A 14,012-nucleotide genomic window follows, 5' to 3' on the forward strand; every position below is an offset into this window, starting at 1 on the left:
GCGAGCGCGAAACCCGCTGCTCACAGCTGAGAACTCGCTTTGAATATGGTTTGCGACGCGCGCGCTCGGGTATGTATGTGCAAACTTTAGATGTCACGCGGGGGGACCCTGGGTCCGGAAAGGCGACGCAACATGACTCAGGGGTTGAGCCCGAACATCGACGACGTGCAGGCGCGGTACGACTTGTCGGACGACTTTTTCCGCCTGTTCCTCGATCGCACCCAGACCTACAGTTGCGCGTACTTCGAGCGCGATGACATGACGCTGGAAGAGGCCCAAATCGCCAAGATCGATTTGGCGCTGGCCGAGCTGGACCTGCGGCCCGGCATGACGCTGCTCGACATCGCCTGCGGTTGGGGCACCACGATGCGTCGGGCAATCGAGAAGTACGACGTCAACGTCGTCGGCCTGACGAAGTCCAGCGATCAGGCCGCCCATGTCCAGAAAATGTTCGACGAGATGGACACCGAGCGCAGCAAGTGGGTGCTGCTGCAGGGCTGGGAGGAGTTCACCGAGCCCGTCGACCGGATCGTGTCCATCGGGGCGTTCGAGCAGCGCCGCTACGACCGCTACGACGAATTCTTCGAAATGGCCTACACCGTTCTTCCGGACGATGGTGTGATGTTCTTGCACACGATCACCGGTCTCCCGTCGATCGACCCGGTGGAGCAGCACGCTGCCGGAGCGGGTTTCACGATGAAGCTGCGCGAGCCGCTGCAGCCGCATTACGTCAGGACCCTCGACCTGTGGGCCGAGGCGCTCGAGGCGCATCGGGCCGAAGCCATCGAAATGCAGTCCGAAGAAGTCTACGAGCGATACCTGCACTACCTGACCGGGCGGGCCAACGCGTTTCGTACCGGCCAGATCGGCGTCAACCAGGTAACCCTCGAGAAATACTGACCGGTCACGCGAATCTGCCACAACGACACGGCCAACGAGACGATAACGATTCGCACATCGCCCTGGCATGGCGTCAACGCCAGTGGGAGGGTGGTGCCCGTGAGTGTTCATGTCAACGACCTGGCGCATGGTTCGCGCACCCAATGGATGGACAGACCACCACAACGGTGTGCACGTGGTCACTGGCTGTTGCCGGGACACATGATCGTGGCAACCGTGCCGTGTTCCTGCGGCCGGCATATCTGCTGGGAATGCGAGTGCGGTGCGGCCGTCTATGGGCCCGAGCTGGCCGAGTCGTGCAGCCTCGCCCACGGTCGGCGCGGGTCCGCAGTGATCGTGTCGGAGTCGATGAAAAGCCTGTCCTGAACCAGGTTTAGCGTCCCTGTCACAACCGGGCCACAACCGGGCCACAACCGAGTCACAACCGGGTCACGACCGCGGAGTTGTGATTGGGCGCCCATGCCCGTTCGAAGGTGGCGATCGGTATCTGCTCGTCGCGGCCGCTATCGATGCCGCTGTCGTTGAGATGCACCACACCGGCCTTGGTGTCGATGCCGGTGACCACCACAAAGTGGTTCCCGACGTCGCGATTGCCCGGGTGGTTCCAGATGGTTTCGGCGTTGACAAGGGCGATCACCCTGCGTCTGTCGGCCAGATTCTGTTGTAAGGCTGCGACATTGGTCTGGATGTTGTCGGCCCTGACCCAGTAGTGCCAGAGCAGCGGCGGCAAGTCTCTGATATCGGTGTTGCCGGGCGGATTCCATATCGGCTTGGAACCCGTTGCCCCCAAGGTATTTTCGGCGACGGCGGTGATCTGCCACTCGGTGGGCTGGCGGCCGGTGAGCTCGCCGACCACGTCGGCGACCGCGATCTCGCCGCAGTCCGAAGAATGTTGCCGACGCCAATGCGCGGCGGCGGCCGTCGGGTCGCCGTACATGGTCGCCTCGTGGTCGGCATCCGGCGCGGGCGGGCCCGGGGTGGCGTGGGCAGCGGTGGCCCAGCCGACCGATGTCGCGGCGGTCGCCCATAACAGAGCGGCCGTGGCGGCTCTCGTCGTCAGGGTGCGGGCCATGGGCGTCCTTTTCTCGAGCCGCGGTGGCGGCGCGCAACGGTATTGAGAAAAGGGTTTCTAGGCGCCCTCTCCGGAGCATTAAACGGCACGGCGGTCAAGATCGTAGACAAACGCGCCGAAATGTTGCCGGCATGAGACCGCGCGGATCCACCAGCTGCCGCCCGGTGTCCGGTTCTTTTCATCAGCGTGACTTTTACGCCGGGTGCCGCTCATGGGAACGCGCGACGTCGACGTCACACCCGGCAAAGTCCGTGTGCGGCCTCCGTCCAACGGCGAATACCGTGTTGTGGCAGCGCCGTACGGGCACGCGTGCTTTGCTACGCTCGCGCCATGCATGCGGCAGCCGGTTCTCTGGAGCGCTTTGCCGGCGTGCGCTGTTGTCGCTGACTCCGCTGTCCGTTCGCGGTCTGGTCTCGAGTTGGCGAATTCCTCGGATGCCTTAGTGCCCTTCCGCAGCAACGGGATCGACGCGCCCACGTCCCGCACTGGAAGGCCGGCTCATGCTCGACGACATCGGTATCGGACCCCGGTGGCGCCACGGCGTCGTGATGCTGTCGGCCGCCGGCCTGGTGGCGGCGTGTGCCGGCGGTGCCAGCGATGCCGTGGGCGGCAGTGGGCTGAACAACGCGGACATCAAGATCACTCTGGTCGCCTATTCGGTTCCAGAACCTGGTTGGAGCAAGGTAATTCCGGCCTTCAATGCCTCGGCAGAAGGCAAGGGCGTCCAGGTGGTTACGTCTTACGCGGCGTCAGCAGACCAGTCGCGGGGGGTCGTCGAAGGGAAACCGGCCGACATCGTGAACTTCTCGGTCGAACCCGACATCACCCGCTTGGTGAAGGTGGGAAAGGTGGCCGCGGATTGGGATAAGGGAGCCGGCCATGGCAACCCATTCGGGTCGATCGTGACTTTGGTTGTGCGCAAGGGTAATCCGAAGAACATCAGAGATTGGGACGATCTGCTCAAGCCCGGCGTCGAGGTCGTCACGCCCAGCCCGCTTAGTTCGGGTTCGGCGAAATGGAATCTGCTCGCGCCGTATGCCGCCAAGAGCCGCGGCGGCGCGGATCCGCAGGCGGGCATCGATTTCATTAGGACATTGGTAGCCGAGCACGTCAAGTTGCGGCCCGGGTCGGGGCGGATCGCCACGTCCGTTTTCGCCGAAGGTAGTGGCGATGTGTTGATCAGCTACGAGAACGAGGCCATCGCCGCCGAGCGGCAGGGCAAGCCCGTCGAACACATCATCCCGTCGCAAACGTTCAAGATCGAGAACCCGGTGGCCGTGGTGAGCACCAGCGCGCACCTGGATGTCGCGACCGCCTTCCGGAACTTCCAATACAGCGCCGTGGCGCAGAAGCTGTGGGCGCAAGCAGGTTTCCGGCCGATCGACCCCGCCGTCACCGCAAGTTTCCGGAGTCAGTATCCGGTGCCGGTCAAACTCTGGACGATCGATGACCTCGGAGGCTGGGGCACGGCGGATTCGCAGCTGTTCGACAAGAACACCGGAAGCATCACGAGGGTCTACATGCAGGCCACCGGATGACGACCGCACTTATCCCGGATCCAGACGCGATCCGGCCGGAGCTGGCCACGCCCGGACTTTCGGAGCTGCCGGAGGGGCTACGCCCGACGACCAGGCCGGGTCTGACCTCACTTCGCGTCGGGGTGACGGCGCTGTGGCTGTCGGTGATCGTGCTGCTGCCGTTGTTCGCCATCGCGTGGCAGGCCGCCGGCGGCGGATGGCAGGCCTTTTGGCTGGCGGTAACCTCGCACGCCGCGGTGCAGTCGTTTCAGGTGACGTTCGGGATTTCCTTGGTGGTAACCATTCTCGACGTGGCGTTCGGGCTGGCGACCGCGTGGGTGTTGGTGCGCGACAGTTTCGTCGGCAAAGGGCTGATCGACGCGGTGATCGATCTGCCGTTCGCGTTGCCGACCATCGTGACCAGCCTGGTGATGCTGGCCCTCTACGGCAAGAACAGCCCCGTGCATATCCATTTGCAGCACACGCCGCCCGGCGTGGGGATGGCGCTGGCGTTCGTGACCCTGCCGTTGGTGGTGCGCGCCGTTCAGCCGGTGCTGCTGGAGATCGATCGCGACGTCGAGGAGGCGGCGGCATCGCTGGGGGCCAGCGGCCTCAAGGTGTTCACTACGATCGTGCTGCCCTCGCTGGCGCCCTCGTTGCTGACCGGGGCCGGATTGGCGTTCTCCCGGTGTATCGCCGAGTTCGGCTCGGTGGTGACCATCGGCGGTGCGGTTCCGGGCAAGACCGAGGTCTCGTCGCAGTGGATACGCTCCTTGATCGAGAACGACGACCGCACCGGGGCGGCCGCGATATCCATTGTGCTGCTATCGATCTCGTTTACCGTACTCGTGCTGTTACGGATCCTGGGCGGGCGCACCGCCAAACGTGAGGAAAAGGCCGCGTGACGTCGTCATTGGCCCGCTACCTGACCCGATCCGTGACGCTGGCGTATATCGGCGTCATGCTGATCGTGCCGGCGTCGATCATTGTGTGGCGGACGTTCAAACCCGGGTTTGGCCAGTTCTACGCATGGATCACCACGCCGGCGGCGATCTCGGCGCTGCACCTGTCGCTGTTGGTGGTCGCCGTTGTGGTGCCTCTGAACGTGGTCTTCGGTGTGCTCACGTCATTGTTGCTCGCGCGCAGCCGGTTCCGCGGTAGGGCCGCGCTGCAGGCGATTGTCGACCTGCCCTTCGCGGTCTCGCCCATCATCGTCGGAGTCGCACTGATCCTGCTGTGGGGATCGGCGGGTGCGCTGGGCTTCGTGGAGAACGATTTCGGAATCAAGGTCATCTTCGGCTTGCCCGGGCTCATCCTGGTGAGCATCTTCGTCACCTTGCCGTTCGTCGTGCGTGAGGTCCAGCCGGTGCTGCAGGAGGTGGGCACCGAGCAGGAACAGGCGGCGGCAACCCTGGGTTCGGGTCCATGGCAGACGTTTTGGCGGATCACCCTGCCGACCATCCGATGGGGCCTGATCTACGGCACGGTGCTGACCACCGCGCGCACCCTCGGCGAATTCGGCGGGGTCATCATGGTCTCGTCGAACTTGCCGGGGGAGTCGCAAACGCTGACGCTGCTGGTGAACGATCGCTACGCCCGCGGCGCCGAGTACGGCGCGTATGCGCTGTCCACGCTGCTCATGGGCGTGGCGGTGGTGTTTCTCATCGTCAAAACGAGCCTGCTGGTGCGCCGGAAGCGGGCCAGCGCCGCGGCCTGATGTAAAGAGGTCGTCTCACTTCCGCAATGCTTGAAGCGCGCCGTTGACGCACGCGTAACAAGTTCGGAATCGAAGGTTCCTAGTGTGGGGCGGTCCACCTTCCCGCAAGGGCAGGTCGTTGACCCCCTCAGCGATAGGAACTCCATTGAGCGGAAACGCAGTGCGCCTGCAGGCGATCAACAACGTCGAGGCCTATGTCCCCCCGGCCGTCAGTTTCGTAGCCGGTGAGACACCCGGCGAGGTCTTCGGCTCGAATGTCTTCACCAAGGCCGAAATGCAGGCACGGCTGCCCAAGTCGGTCTACAAGTCGGTGGTGGCGACCATCGAGAAGGGCGCCAAACTCGACCCGGCGGTCGCCGATACGGTCGCGGTGGCCATGAAGGACTGGGCACTGGAGAAGGGCGCCACCCACTACGCCCATGTCTTCTATCCGATGACCGGCCTGACCGCCGAGAAGCACGACAGCTTCTTGGAACCCGTCTCCGATGGGCAGACACTCGCGGAGTTCGCGGGTAAGACCCTGATCCAGGGTGAGCCCGACGCCTCGAGTTTCCCCTCCGGCGGGTTGCGCAGCACCTTCGAGGCCCGGGGCTACACCGGCTGGGACGTGACCAGTCCCGCGTATGTCCTGGAGAACCCCAACGGCAACACGCTGTGCATCCCAACGGTTTTCGTGTCGATGACCGGCGAGGCGCTGGACTACAAGACGCCGCTGCTGCGCAGCCAGCAGGCGATGGGTATCCACGCGGAGCGCATCCTGACGCTTTTCGGGCACAAGGACCTGAACAAGGTGGTGTCGTTCTGCGGCCCCGAGCAGGAGTACTTCCTGGTTGATCGGCACTTCTTCCTGGCGCGGCCGGACCTGCTCAACGCCGGTCGCACGGTGTTCGGCGCCAAGCCGCCCAAGGGCCAGGAGTTCGACGACCACTACTTCGGCGCGGTTCCCGAGCGTGTCCTGGGCTTCATGATGGACACCGAGCGGGAGCTGTTCAAACTCGGAATCCCGGCCAAGACCCGGCACAACGAGGTGGCCCCCGGTCAGTTCGAGATCGCGCCGATGTTCGAGCGGGCCAACATCGCCTCCGACCACCAGCAGCTGCTGATGACGATCTTCAAGACGATCGCCAAGAAGCACGGCATGGAATGCCTATTCCACGAGAAGCCGTTCGCCGGCGTCAACGGATCGGGCAAGCACGTCAACTTCTCGATGGGCAACTCCGAGCTGGGCTCCCTGCTGGTGCCGGGCGACACCCCGCACGAGAACGCGCAATTCCTGGTGTTCTGCGCGGCGGTGATTCGCGCGGTGCACAAATTCGCCGGCCTGCTTCGGGTGTCGGTCGCCTCGGCCACCAACGACCACCGGCTCGGCGCCAATGAGGCACCGCCCGCGATCATCTCGATCTTCCTGGGTGAGCAGCTCGCCGACGTGTTCGACCAGATCGCCAAGGGCGCGGCCACCTCGTCGAAGGGCAAGGGCACCATGATCATTGGCGTCGACACCCTGCCCCCCTTGCCGACCGATGCCGGTGACCGCAACCGGACCAGCCCGTTCGCCTTCACCGGGAACCGGTTCGAGTTCCGGGCACCCGGCTCCGGCCAGACGGTTGCGGTGCCCCTGATCGTGCTCAACACGATCATGGCGGACTCGTTGGACTACATGGCCGGTGTACTGGAGCAGGCCGTCGCCGACGGTGAGGACTTCGATCAGGCTGTACAGAAGCTGCTCACCGAAGTCATTACCGAGCACGGCGCGGTGGTGTTCAACGGGGACGGTTATTCGGAGAACTGGCAGATCGAAGCTGCCGAGCGCGGCCTGCCGAACCTCAAGACCACGCTGGACGCCATCCCGGAGCTGATCAAACCGGACGCGATCGAACTCTTCGCGAAATACGGGGTGTTCAACGAACGCGAGCTGCACAGCCGCTACGAGGTCCGCTTGGAGCAGTACGCGTTGACGATCGCCGTGGAGGCGAAGTTGGCGCTCGAGATCGGGACGACCATCATCTTGCCGGCCGCAATCCGCTACCAGACCGAACTCGCGCAGAACGTCGCGACGCTGAAGAAGGCCGGCGTCGCAGCCAGCACGGCGGCGCTGGAAGCGGTTTCGGCTCCGCTGGCCGATCTCTCCGCGGCGCTGACCGAGTTGAAGGCGGCTTTGTCCGATCACTCGGCGGAGTCGGCTCTCGCCGAGGCTACGCATGCCCAAGAGGCGCTGTTGCCGGCGATGGAGGCGGTGCGTACCGCGGCCGACACGCTGGAAGGCGTTGTAGCCGACGATTTGTGGCCGCTGCCCACCTACCAGGAGATGCTCTACATCCTCTAGATCCGTCGTCGGGCGTGGGGGTCGACCGCGCGCTCGCGGAGCTTGGTAATCCGCGGCTCCCACGCCCGGCGACTCGATTTCCCGCTACACGTGCCGCACCGGACGCGTTAAGTTCTGAAGGGACGAAGTCGCGCGGTCAGGGGAGAGCATGGGGCCATTTGACGACGGCCAGCGTCGTGCCGCCGAACTGGAGGCTTACCAGGCGCTGTGGAACCTGTGGCGTTGTGCGCGGCGAACCGACATCGAGAACTGGGAGTCGGCGTGCCAGATGCTCGAGAATTACTACACCGTCGGCAAAGCCCGGGACAACGCCGAAGTCTGCGAAATGCGGATCCACTACTTGGAGATCGCGGAACCGTTACCCCGGCTCGCGGACTTCGTGCAGCCGCCGCCCTACGACCGAGTGCCCGACGCCGAGCGGCTACTGGGGCAGGCCCGCTATCAATATCAGCTGGCCCGCCGGCGGCACCCGGTGCGCGAACAGCAGCGATTGAAAGAACTCGAAACGACCAAAGCGCTCTACGCGGCGGTGCGGGCCGCCGAAGCCCGGGCCAAAGCCGCGGAGTTGGCCCGCCGCCGTGAATGGCAACAGAGCTGCTGGCCCAAAGGCGTTGTGCTGGAACGCGACGTGTACGACCTCGACGGCGTGGCCGCGCAGGTGGATCGGCAGAACGCGAAAATCGAATCCCAGGTAGCCGCCCTGACCGAGCTGTTGCAAACAGGATTGCGCCAGCTGCCCGACGCTCCGACGCCCGCCCCGGCCGAGTTGGCGGCCCACGTCGAATCGGTGCTGGCGGCAATGTCGTTGCCGCCCGGCATCACCCCCAAGCCCGTCGTCGAGTTTGCCCCGGCGACGGGCGAATTGGTCGTCGAATATGAACTGCCCACCGTGGTGGTTGTCCCGGCGGCCAAGGCGTACCGCTACGTCAAGAGCCGTGACACCGTGGTCGAGACGGCGCGGCCGGTGGGGCAGGTGAAAGCGTTGTACGCCAGCACTATTGCGCAGCTGGCGCTGCTGGCTTTGGCGACCGTCTTCGCCCTCGACAGCGAGCACCGTTTCGGGGTGGTGATCTTCAGCGGTGTGGTCGAGACGACGGATCCGAACACGGATAAACCGGTCCGCCCGTGCTTGATCAGTGCGCGGGTCGACGCAGACACGTTCGCCGGGATCGACCTGCACGACGTCGACCCGTCGGTGTGCCTCAAACGGCTCTCGGCGCTAGTGTCGCCGAACCCGGCGGAACTCGTCCCGGTGTCGCCCCTGGGCGATCAACCGTAGGCGTCCCACCACGTGTGCAAGTCCTCGACGGTGGCGGGATCGCCCGCGACGTCGCTGAGCATCAGCTTTTCCTCGTTGGTCCAGATCACGTTCGGGTGGCCGTTGTAGGTGCCGCAGGCGATCAAACCGGCCATCTCGTTGGGGGTTTGGTCGTAGTGCCAGCTCACCGGGGAGGCACCCTCGCCGGGGCAGTTCACCAGGCTGACGTTGGCGATGTCATCGGTGAAGGACTTCTTGAGCCGGTCCGGCGTCGGGAACAGGCCGTAGGTGGCCTTGCTCGGGCCGCCGGGCTGCGTGTTCTGCCCGCACGACACCATCGCCACCGCGTTGGTCCAGATGCTTCCCGATTCTGGGGTGGCCGGCGTGCAGGTGCCGGCCAGGTAGCCGGGCGGCAGCAGGCTGATCAGCCGGGCCTGGTCGTTGCTGGGGCCCTGGCTGGACGGCGCAGTGGTCTTCCCGCTACCCGCCCTGGGCGGCGGTTGCTGCGGGGTGGGCGAGGGCTTGATAGTCAGCCAGATGCCGACTGCGGCAACGGCGATGACGACCGCGGCGCCGGCCGCGGCCAGGATCGGCCAGCGGCTGCGCTTGCCTGGCGTCTCTGGCTGAACCGATTCGGCGGCCCCCGGCACGGTTTCGGGGCTGGGTTGCCCGGCGGTGGCTGCCGCACCGGCGTCGTTGGTCAGCAGCGGCGGCGGGCTGGCCGGCTCCGTCTCGGGTCCGGACGTCAGCGGGTTGTACCGCGTGTGCGGCGAGCTCGACGACTCGGACCCTATGTTCGGCTGGGTGTCTTGTGGCTTCGCCGATGTTTCACTGCGCCGCAGAATGGTTGCGGCGCGGTCGCGCTCCGGCCGGGAAAGGGCGTCGTGCGCGGCCTCTGCCAGATCACCGGCGCTGGCATAGCGTTCGATCGGGTTTTTCGCCATGCCGCCCGCGATTACCGCGTCGAATGCCTGGTCCACGCCGAAGCCTTGGGCGCTCGGCAGGGGGATGGGTTCCATCATGTGCGAGGTGACCAGCACGCCGGTGCTGTCGGCGGGATAGGGCGGCGCCCCGGTCAGGCACTCGAACAGCACACACGCCAGCGCGTACACGTCGGCCCGTGGGGTCACCTCGTCGCTCGAAAAGCGTTCCGGGGCCATGTATTTCCAGGTTCCCACCGCGGTGCCCATTTGGGTGAGCTTCTCGTCGGTTTTCGCGCTGGCGATACCGAAGTCGACGAGATAGGCGAAGTCGTTGCGGGTGATCAGGATGTTCTGCGGTTTGACGTCGCGGTGCGTGACCCCGGCGGCGTGTGCGGCATCCAATGCCGCGGCGACCTGAAGGATGATGGCCACCGCGCGGGGCGGAGTCAGCGGCCCGTCCCGCTCGAGCAGGCTGCCCAGGTCGATGCCCTCGATCAGGCGCATCTCCAAATACAGCTGCCCGTCGATTTCGCCGTAGTCGTGGATAGGCACCACGTGGGGCTCCAGCAAACGGCCGGTGATGCGGGCCTCACGCTCCATCCGCTTGCGAAAAACCGGATCCTGGCTGTACGCAAGCGACATCAGCTTGAGCGCCACCGTCCACTGTTTGACGGTGTGCTCGGCCTCGTAGACCTCGCCCATGCCGCCGCGGCCCAGCAGCCGTTTGAGATGGTAGGGACCGAACATCGTCCCCAACCGCGAGCCCTGCGCGCCGCTCATCGCTGACTCCTATTCACGGTCTGGCAACCTGACGGTAAGCCCCGACCAATATCACCGCTCGAAAACTACAACATCGCGGTGGCAAATGCGCGATCGTGTTACTCCCACGGGTACCGGTGTTTTCGTCCGGGTCACCGCTATTCGCGCTGGCCCCGGCCGGCCGATGCGAACGGTTGGTGAATTCCAAGCAACGCGAGAGTTCGCGATCTTGCGAACCTGCTTCAAGGGAGCACGAAAACCCTTTTATAGCAACGTGTTTAGCGTGCTCAGCGATGCGCGAGCGCCAGGATCTGGGGCAGCGCTTCGCGGGCCGCGGCTCGGCCGGCCTCACGGGCCTGGTCGATCTGATGGAACTCCAGCAGCCCGACACCGCGGGTGCTGGGTCGGATCACCACGTCGGCTTGAGCCAGTGTCGCGGCGGCGGCCAGCCCACTGCCCATCATCATCGTGCGAATGAGGGTTTCGCCAATCCCGGGAACACGTGGGGGATCGGCGAATTCGCTGCTGGACACCGTCGCGTCGCCGCCGAAACCGACGGCGACCGCGACCAGCGGGCCCTCGGTGCTCGACAGCGATGAGACGGGAAGGTTGTCGAGCACCCCTCCGTCGACGTGCAGCGTGCCGCCGTAGACGTAGGGCGGGAAGATTCCGGGCAGCCGCAGCGAACATCCCACGGCGTCGGCAACCGGGCCCCGGCGATGCACGACGGTACGCCGCCCCAGCAGGTCGACGCTGACGCACCGGAACTCCTTCGGCAGTTCCTCGATCAGCCGCTCGCCATAGGCGCGACGCAGCAGCGCCGGAATGCGCCGCCCGCGCGTCAATCCCTTGATCGGCACGGTGTAGTCGCGAATCGGATTGGTGCGGATGAAGTACTCGTACACGTAGGCGTCGACGCCCGCCGCGTCCAGGCCGCTGGCCGCCAACGCCGCGACGATCGCGCCCATGCTGGTGCCGGCGAATCGGTCGACGACGATCCCAGCGGCTTCCAGCTCCTCGAGCACGCCGAGATGAGCGAACGCCCGAGCGCCCCCACCGCCCAGGACCAAACCGATCGAACGCCCGACGATGCGCGCGGCGAGCGGCCGCAGGTCTTCGGCAGAGCCGGAGGTGTGCAACGTCAGGACCGACCGCGGCGTGATCAGTTCTTCCCAGGCGCGCCGGTGCTCCCGGCTGGCCGGCGGACCGGCCAGCAGCAGATCTGCGCCGACCGCGCGCTCAGGCAGGCCGTCGGCCGGTGGCGCCGGATTTCCGGCGACGAGCACGATCCGATCGGCAACGCGCAGGCAGAAGTCTCGCCATTGGCCATCGTCGACCTGCGCCTGCAACACCACCTTGTCCGCGGCCCGCTCGGCGCGCTCCAGCCCTGCGCGGTCGACGCGCCCCGGTCGCACCGCCCGCACGTAGCCCGACAGCAGGTGCACCAGTTCGTGGGCCACCATCGTGACGGGCGCGTCGGCGTCGACACCGACAATCGCGACCACCACATCGCAGGTGGTCAGGTTCGCCGTTGTCGGCGGTGGCAATTGGTGCAGGCGGGTGGCCAGCGAGCGCACCAGCGCGCCGAGCATGCCGACGTCGGCGATCTTGTCGAACTGCTCCTTGGTCAGCCGTACCAGGGTGGTGTCGCGCACTGCCCGAATGGAGGCGGATCGCGGCGTGCCGGTGAGCAGCGCGAGCTCGCCGATCACGTCGCCGCGTCCCAGTTCCCGGATCGCAACGCCCTGTTGCAGCGCTTGAACACGGCCGTTGCGCACCACGTACAGGGAATCGGCCGCATCGCCCTCGTGGAACAGATACGAGCCCGCCGTAAGTTCGATCTCCTCGGCGCTATGCCGTAGGTCGGCAAGAGCGTCCGCGTCCAAGCCGGCGAACAGCGGCAGGTTCTCCAGGAGGTCGTCTTTGCGGTCGACCGCAAGCACCTGTTCGTGCCGCGCGACCGCCGTTGCGCGCGAACGTGGTTCGAGTTTCGGTGGCGGTTGGGCGACGACGGCGGCAGCCGCCGCCTGTTGACCGGTGCGGCCCAGGAACAAAGCCCCGACGGCTACCGCGGCGAAGCAGATGGCTGCCATCACCCAGCCTCGTCGCAACGCCTCCGCGGCCTCACCGCGTGCCGGTGTCCCGATCAGGACGACCAGTAAGGCGATTCCGATCACCGCGCCGAGTTGACGGCAGCTGCTGACCACCGCCGACGCGGTCGCGTAGCTGCCGCCCTTGGGGACCCGGGCCAAGGCGGCGCTGCCGAGCAGCGGCAGCGTGGCGCCGACGCCGAGCCCCTGCAGCAGCTGGCCGGGCAGCCACTCGCGCAGGAAGTTCGGATGCGTTCCAACGCGCTGGTAGTACCAGACCAGGCTGCCGGCCCAGATCAGCGCTCCGATGAAGATGATCGCGCGGTGTCCGCGCCGGTCGGCGATTTTGCCCAGCTTCGCCGCGACGACGGCCGCGACGAGCGCGGCCGGGGCGACCGCGAGGCCAGTCTTGAGCAGGTTGTAGCCCCACACGTAGTTCAGGAACAGCACGTGCGTCAGGAGGTAGCCGTAGAAGCCCGCGCCCGCGACGATCGTCAGGGCGTTGCCCGCGACGAAGGACTGGACGCGCAGGTAGGCGGGCTCGATCAGCGGCGACGGGTGGTGTCGCGAGCTGATCACGAACCCGACCAGGGCGACGGCCGCGGCGACGAACGACCCGATCGCGCCGGTGCTGGACCAGCCCCAGTCCGGCCCCTTGATCAACCCGAGGGTCAGCAAGCCGAGTGCGGCCGCGAGCAGCACCGCCCCGCGCAGATCGGGCAGACGTCGCTGTCCGGGCGACCGGCTTTCCACCAGCTCGCGTCGGGCCACCACCACCGCGACGACGCCCAGCGGGACGTTCACCAAAAACGCCCAGCGCCAATCGGACACCTGCACGATCGCCCCGCCGATCGGCGGACCGAGGCCCGAGGCGATGGCCGCCGCGGCACCCCACAATCCCACGCCGTGGGCGCGACGCGCGACCTCGAAGCCCTCGACGACCAGGGCAAGGGATGCCGGTACTAGCAGCGCGGCGCCGATGCCCTGCAGGATCCGGAACGCGACCAGTTGCTCAACGGTGGCGGCCAGCGCGCACAGCCACGAGGCCGCCGTGAACAGTACGACGCCCCAGATGAACATCCGCTTGCGCCCGAGTAAGTCGGCGAGTTTGCCCGCCGCCACCAGGAACGCCGCAAACACGATGTTGTATGCGTTGAGCACCCAGGACAGGCTGCCGATGGGGTAGGTGGGGAAGGACTGCTGGATGTTCGGGAACGCGACGTTGACGATCGTCGAGTCGAGGAAGGCGAGGAAGGCCCCGAACGCCGCTACCAACAGCACCGCCGTCGGGGACGGTTGGCGGCGCACGGTGAGTGCGCCCGTCACCGGATGGTTGTCCCGACGCGTCGCGGCCGTATTGCCTTTCGCCGCACCGTTACCCGTCGTGGTGTCGGCGACTTTGGAGTGCCCGTGCGCACGGGACGTTTCGAGATCCATGATTGACCCCTGGGGT

General features: G+C 66.1%; 10 protein-coding genes. 7 read left to right on the plus strand and 3 right to left on the minus strand.

Going from position 1 to position 14,012, the window contains the following annotated elements; genetic code table 11:
• Positions 1-132 precede the first annotated feature (132 nt).
• The gene (locus MJO58_RS12800; RefSeq protein WP_090601839.1) at positions 133-900 is read left to right on the plus strand and encodes a class I SAM-dependent methyltransferase; all 768 of its coding nucleotides are present in this window, start codon (positions 133-135) and stop codon (positions 898-900) included.
• 99 nt (positions 901-999) lie between these two features.
• Complete coding sequence (locus MJO58_RS12805; protein WP_139043272.1) at positions 1,000-1,266, plus strand: hypothetical protein; 267 nt, start codon at positions 1,000-1,002, stop codon at positions 1,264-1,266.
• Between the two features lie 52 nt (positions 1,267-1,318).
• Here the strand turns inward: MJO58_RS12805 and MJO58_RS12810 are convergent, their stop codons facing one another.
• On the minus strand, positions 1,319-1,972 hold the full coding sequence (locus tag MJO58_RS12810; protein WP_090601841.1) for a C39 family peptidase: 654 nt from the start codon (positions 1,970-1,972) through the stop codon (positions 1,319-1,321).
• A 500-nt stretch (positions 1,973-2,472) separates the two neighbouring features.
• On the opposite strand from MJO58_RS12810, the gene MJO58_RS12815 reads away from it, so the two are divergent.
• From MJO58_RS12815 to MJO58_RS12835, 5 genes are all read left to right on the plus strand, one after another.
• On the plus strand, positions 2,473-3,510 hold the full coding sequence (locus MJO58_RS12815) for a sulfate ABC transporter substrate-binding protein (RefSeq protein WP_090601844.1): 1,038 nt from the start codon (positions 2,473-2,475) through the stop codon (positions 3,508-3,510).
• Entirely contained in the window at positions 3,507-4,394 is an 888-nt protein-coding gene (cysT, locus tag MJO58_RS12820; RefSeq protein WP_239723028.1) for a sulfate ABC transporter permease subunit CysT, read from the plus strand. The genes MJO58_RS12815 and cysT overlap by 4 nt, the downstream gene beginning before the upstream one ends.
• Positions 4,391-5,206 carry a sulfate ABC transporter permease subunit CysW gene (gene cysW / locus MJO58_RS12825; protein WP_239723029.1) on the plus strand — a complete coding sequence of 272 codons (816 nt, stop codon included), beginning with the start codon at positions 4,391-4,393 and terminating at the stop codon, positions 5,204-5,206. The genes cysT and cysW overlap by 4 nt, the downstream gene beginning before the upstream one ends.
• Positions 5,207-5,351: 145 nt before the next feature.
• On the plus strand, positions 5,352-7,529 hold the full coding sequence (locus MJO58_RS12830) for a glutamine synthetase III family protein (RefSeq protein WP_239723030.1): 2,178 nt from the start codon (positions 5,352-5,354) through the stop codon (positions 7,527-7,529).
• A gap of 148 nt (positions 7,530-7,677) precedes the next feature.
• A complete protein-coding gene (locus MJO58_RS12835) occupies positions 7,678-8,808 on the plus strand; it encodes a hypothetical protein (RefSeq protein ID WP_239723031.1) in 1,131 nt (376 codons plus the stop codon).
• Here the strand turns inward: MJO58_RS12835 and MJO58_RS12840 are convergent.
• Complete coding sequence (locus MJO58_RS12840; RefSeq protein ID WP_090601859.1) at positions 8,799-10,490, minus strand: serine/threonine-protein kinase; 1,692 nt, start codon at positions 10,488-10,490, stop codon at positions 8,799-8,801. The two genes, MJO58_RS12835 and MJO58_RS12840, sit on opposite strands and share 10 nt — an antisense overlap.
• A 266-nt stretch (positions 10,491-10,756) precedes the next feature.
• The gene (locus MJO58_RS12845) at positions 10,757-13,996 is read right to left on the minus strand and encodes an MFS transporter (RefSeq protein ID WP_239723032.1); all 3,240 of its coding nucleotides are present in this window, start codon (positions 13,994-13,996) and stop codon (positions 10,757-10,759) included.
• Between the last annotated feature and the right edge of the window lie 16 nt (positions 13,997-14,012).

It is taken from the genome of Mycobacterium lentiflavum (assembly GCF_022374895.2).
GTDB classification, from domain to species: Bacteria; Actinomycetota; Actinomycetes; order Mycobacteriales; family Mycobacteriaceae; genus Mycobacterium; species Mycobacterium lentiflavum.

Excerpts from the sequence above, each read along its gene's own strand:
- MJO58_RS12845 (WP_239723032.1), bottom strand. The coding sequence starts at position 13,996 with ATGGATCTCGAAACGTCCCGTGCGCACGGGCACTCCAAAGTCGCCGAC.
- MJO58_RS12840 (WP_090601859.1), bottom strand. The coding sequence starts at position 10,490 with ATGAGCGGCGCGCAGGGCTCGCGGTTGGGGACGATGTTCGGTCCCTAC.
- MJO58_RS12835 (WP_239723031.1), top strand. The coding sequence starts at position 7,678 with ATGGGGCCATTTGACGACGGCCAGCGTCGTGCCGCCGAACTGGAGGCT.
- MJO58_RS12810 (WP_090601841.1), bottom strand. The coding sequence starts at position 1,972 with ATGGCCCGCACCCTGACGACGAGAGCCGCCACGGCCGCTCTGTTATGG.
- cysT (WP_239723028.1), top strand. The coding sequence starts at position 3,507 with ATGACGACCGCACTTATCCCGGATCCAGACGCGATCCGGCCGGAGCTG.
- MJO58_RS12815 (WP_090601844.1), top strand. The coding sequence starts at position 2,473 with ATGCTCGACGACATCGGTATCGGACCCCGGTGGCGCCACGGCGTCGTG.
- MJO58_RS12800 (WP_090601839.1), top strand. The coding sequence starts at position 133 with ATGACTCAGGGGTTGAGCCCGAACATCGACGACGTGCAGGCGCGGTAC.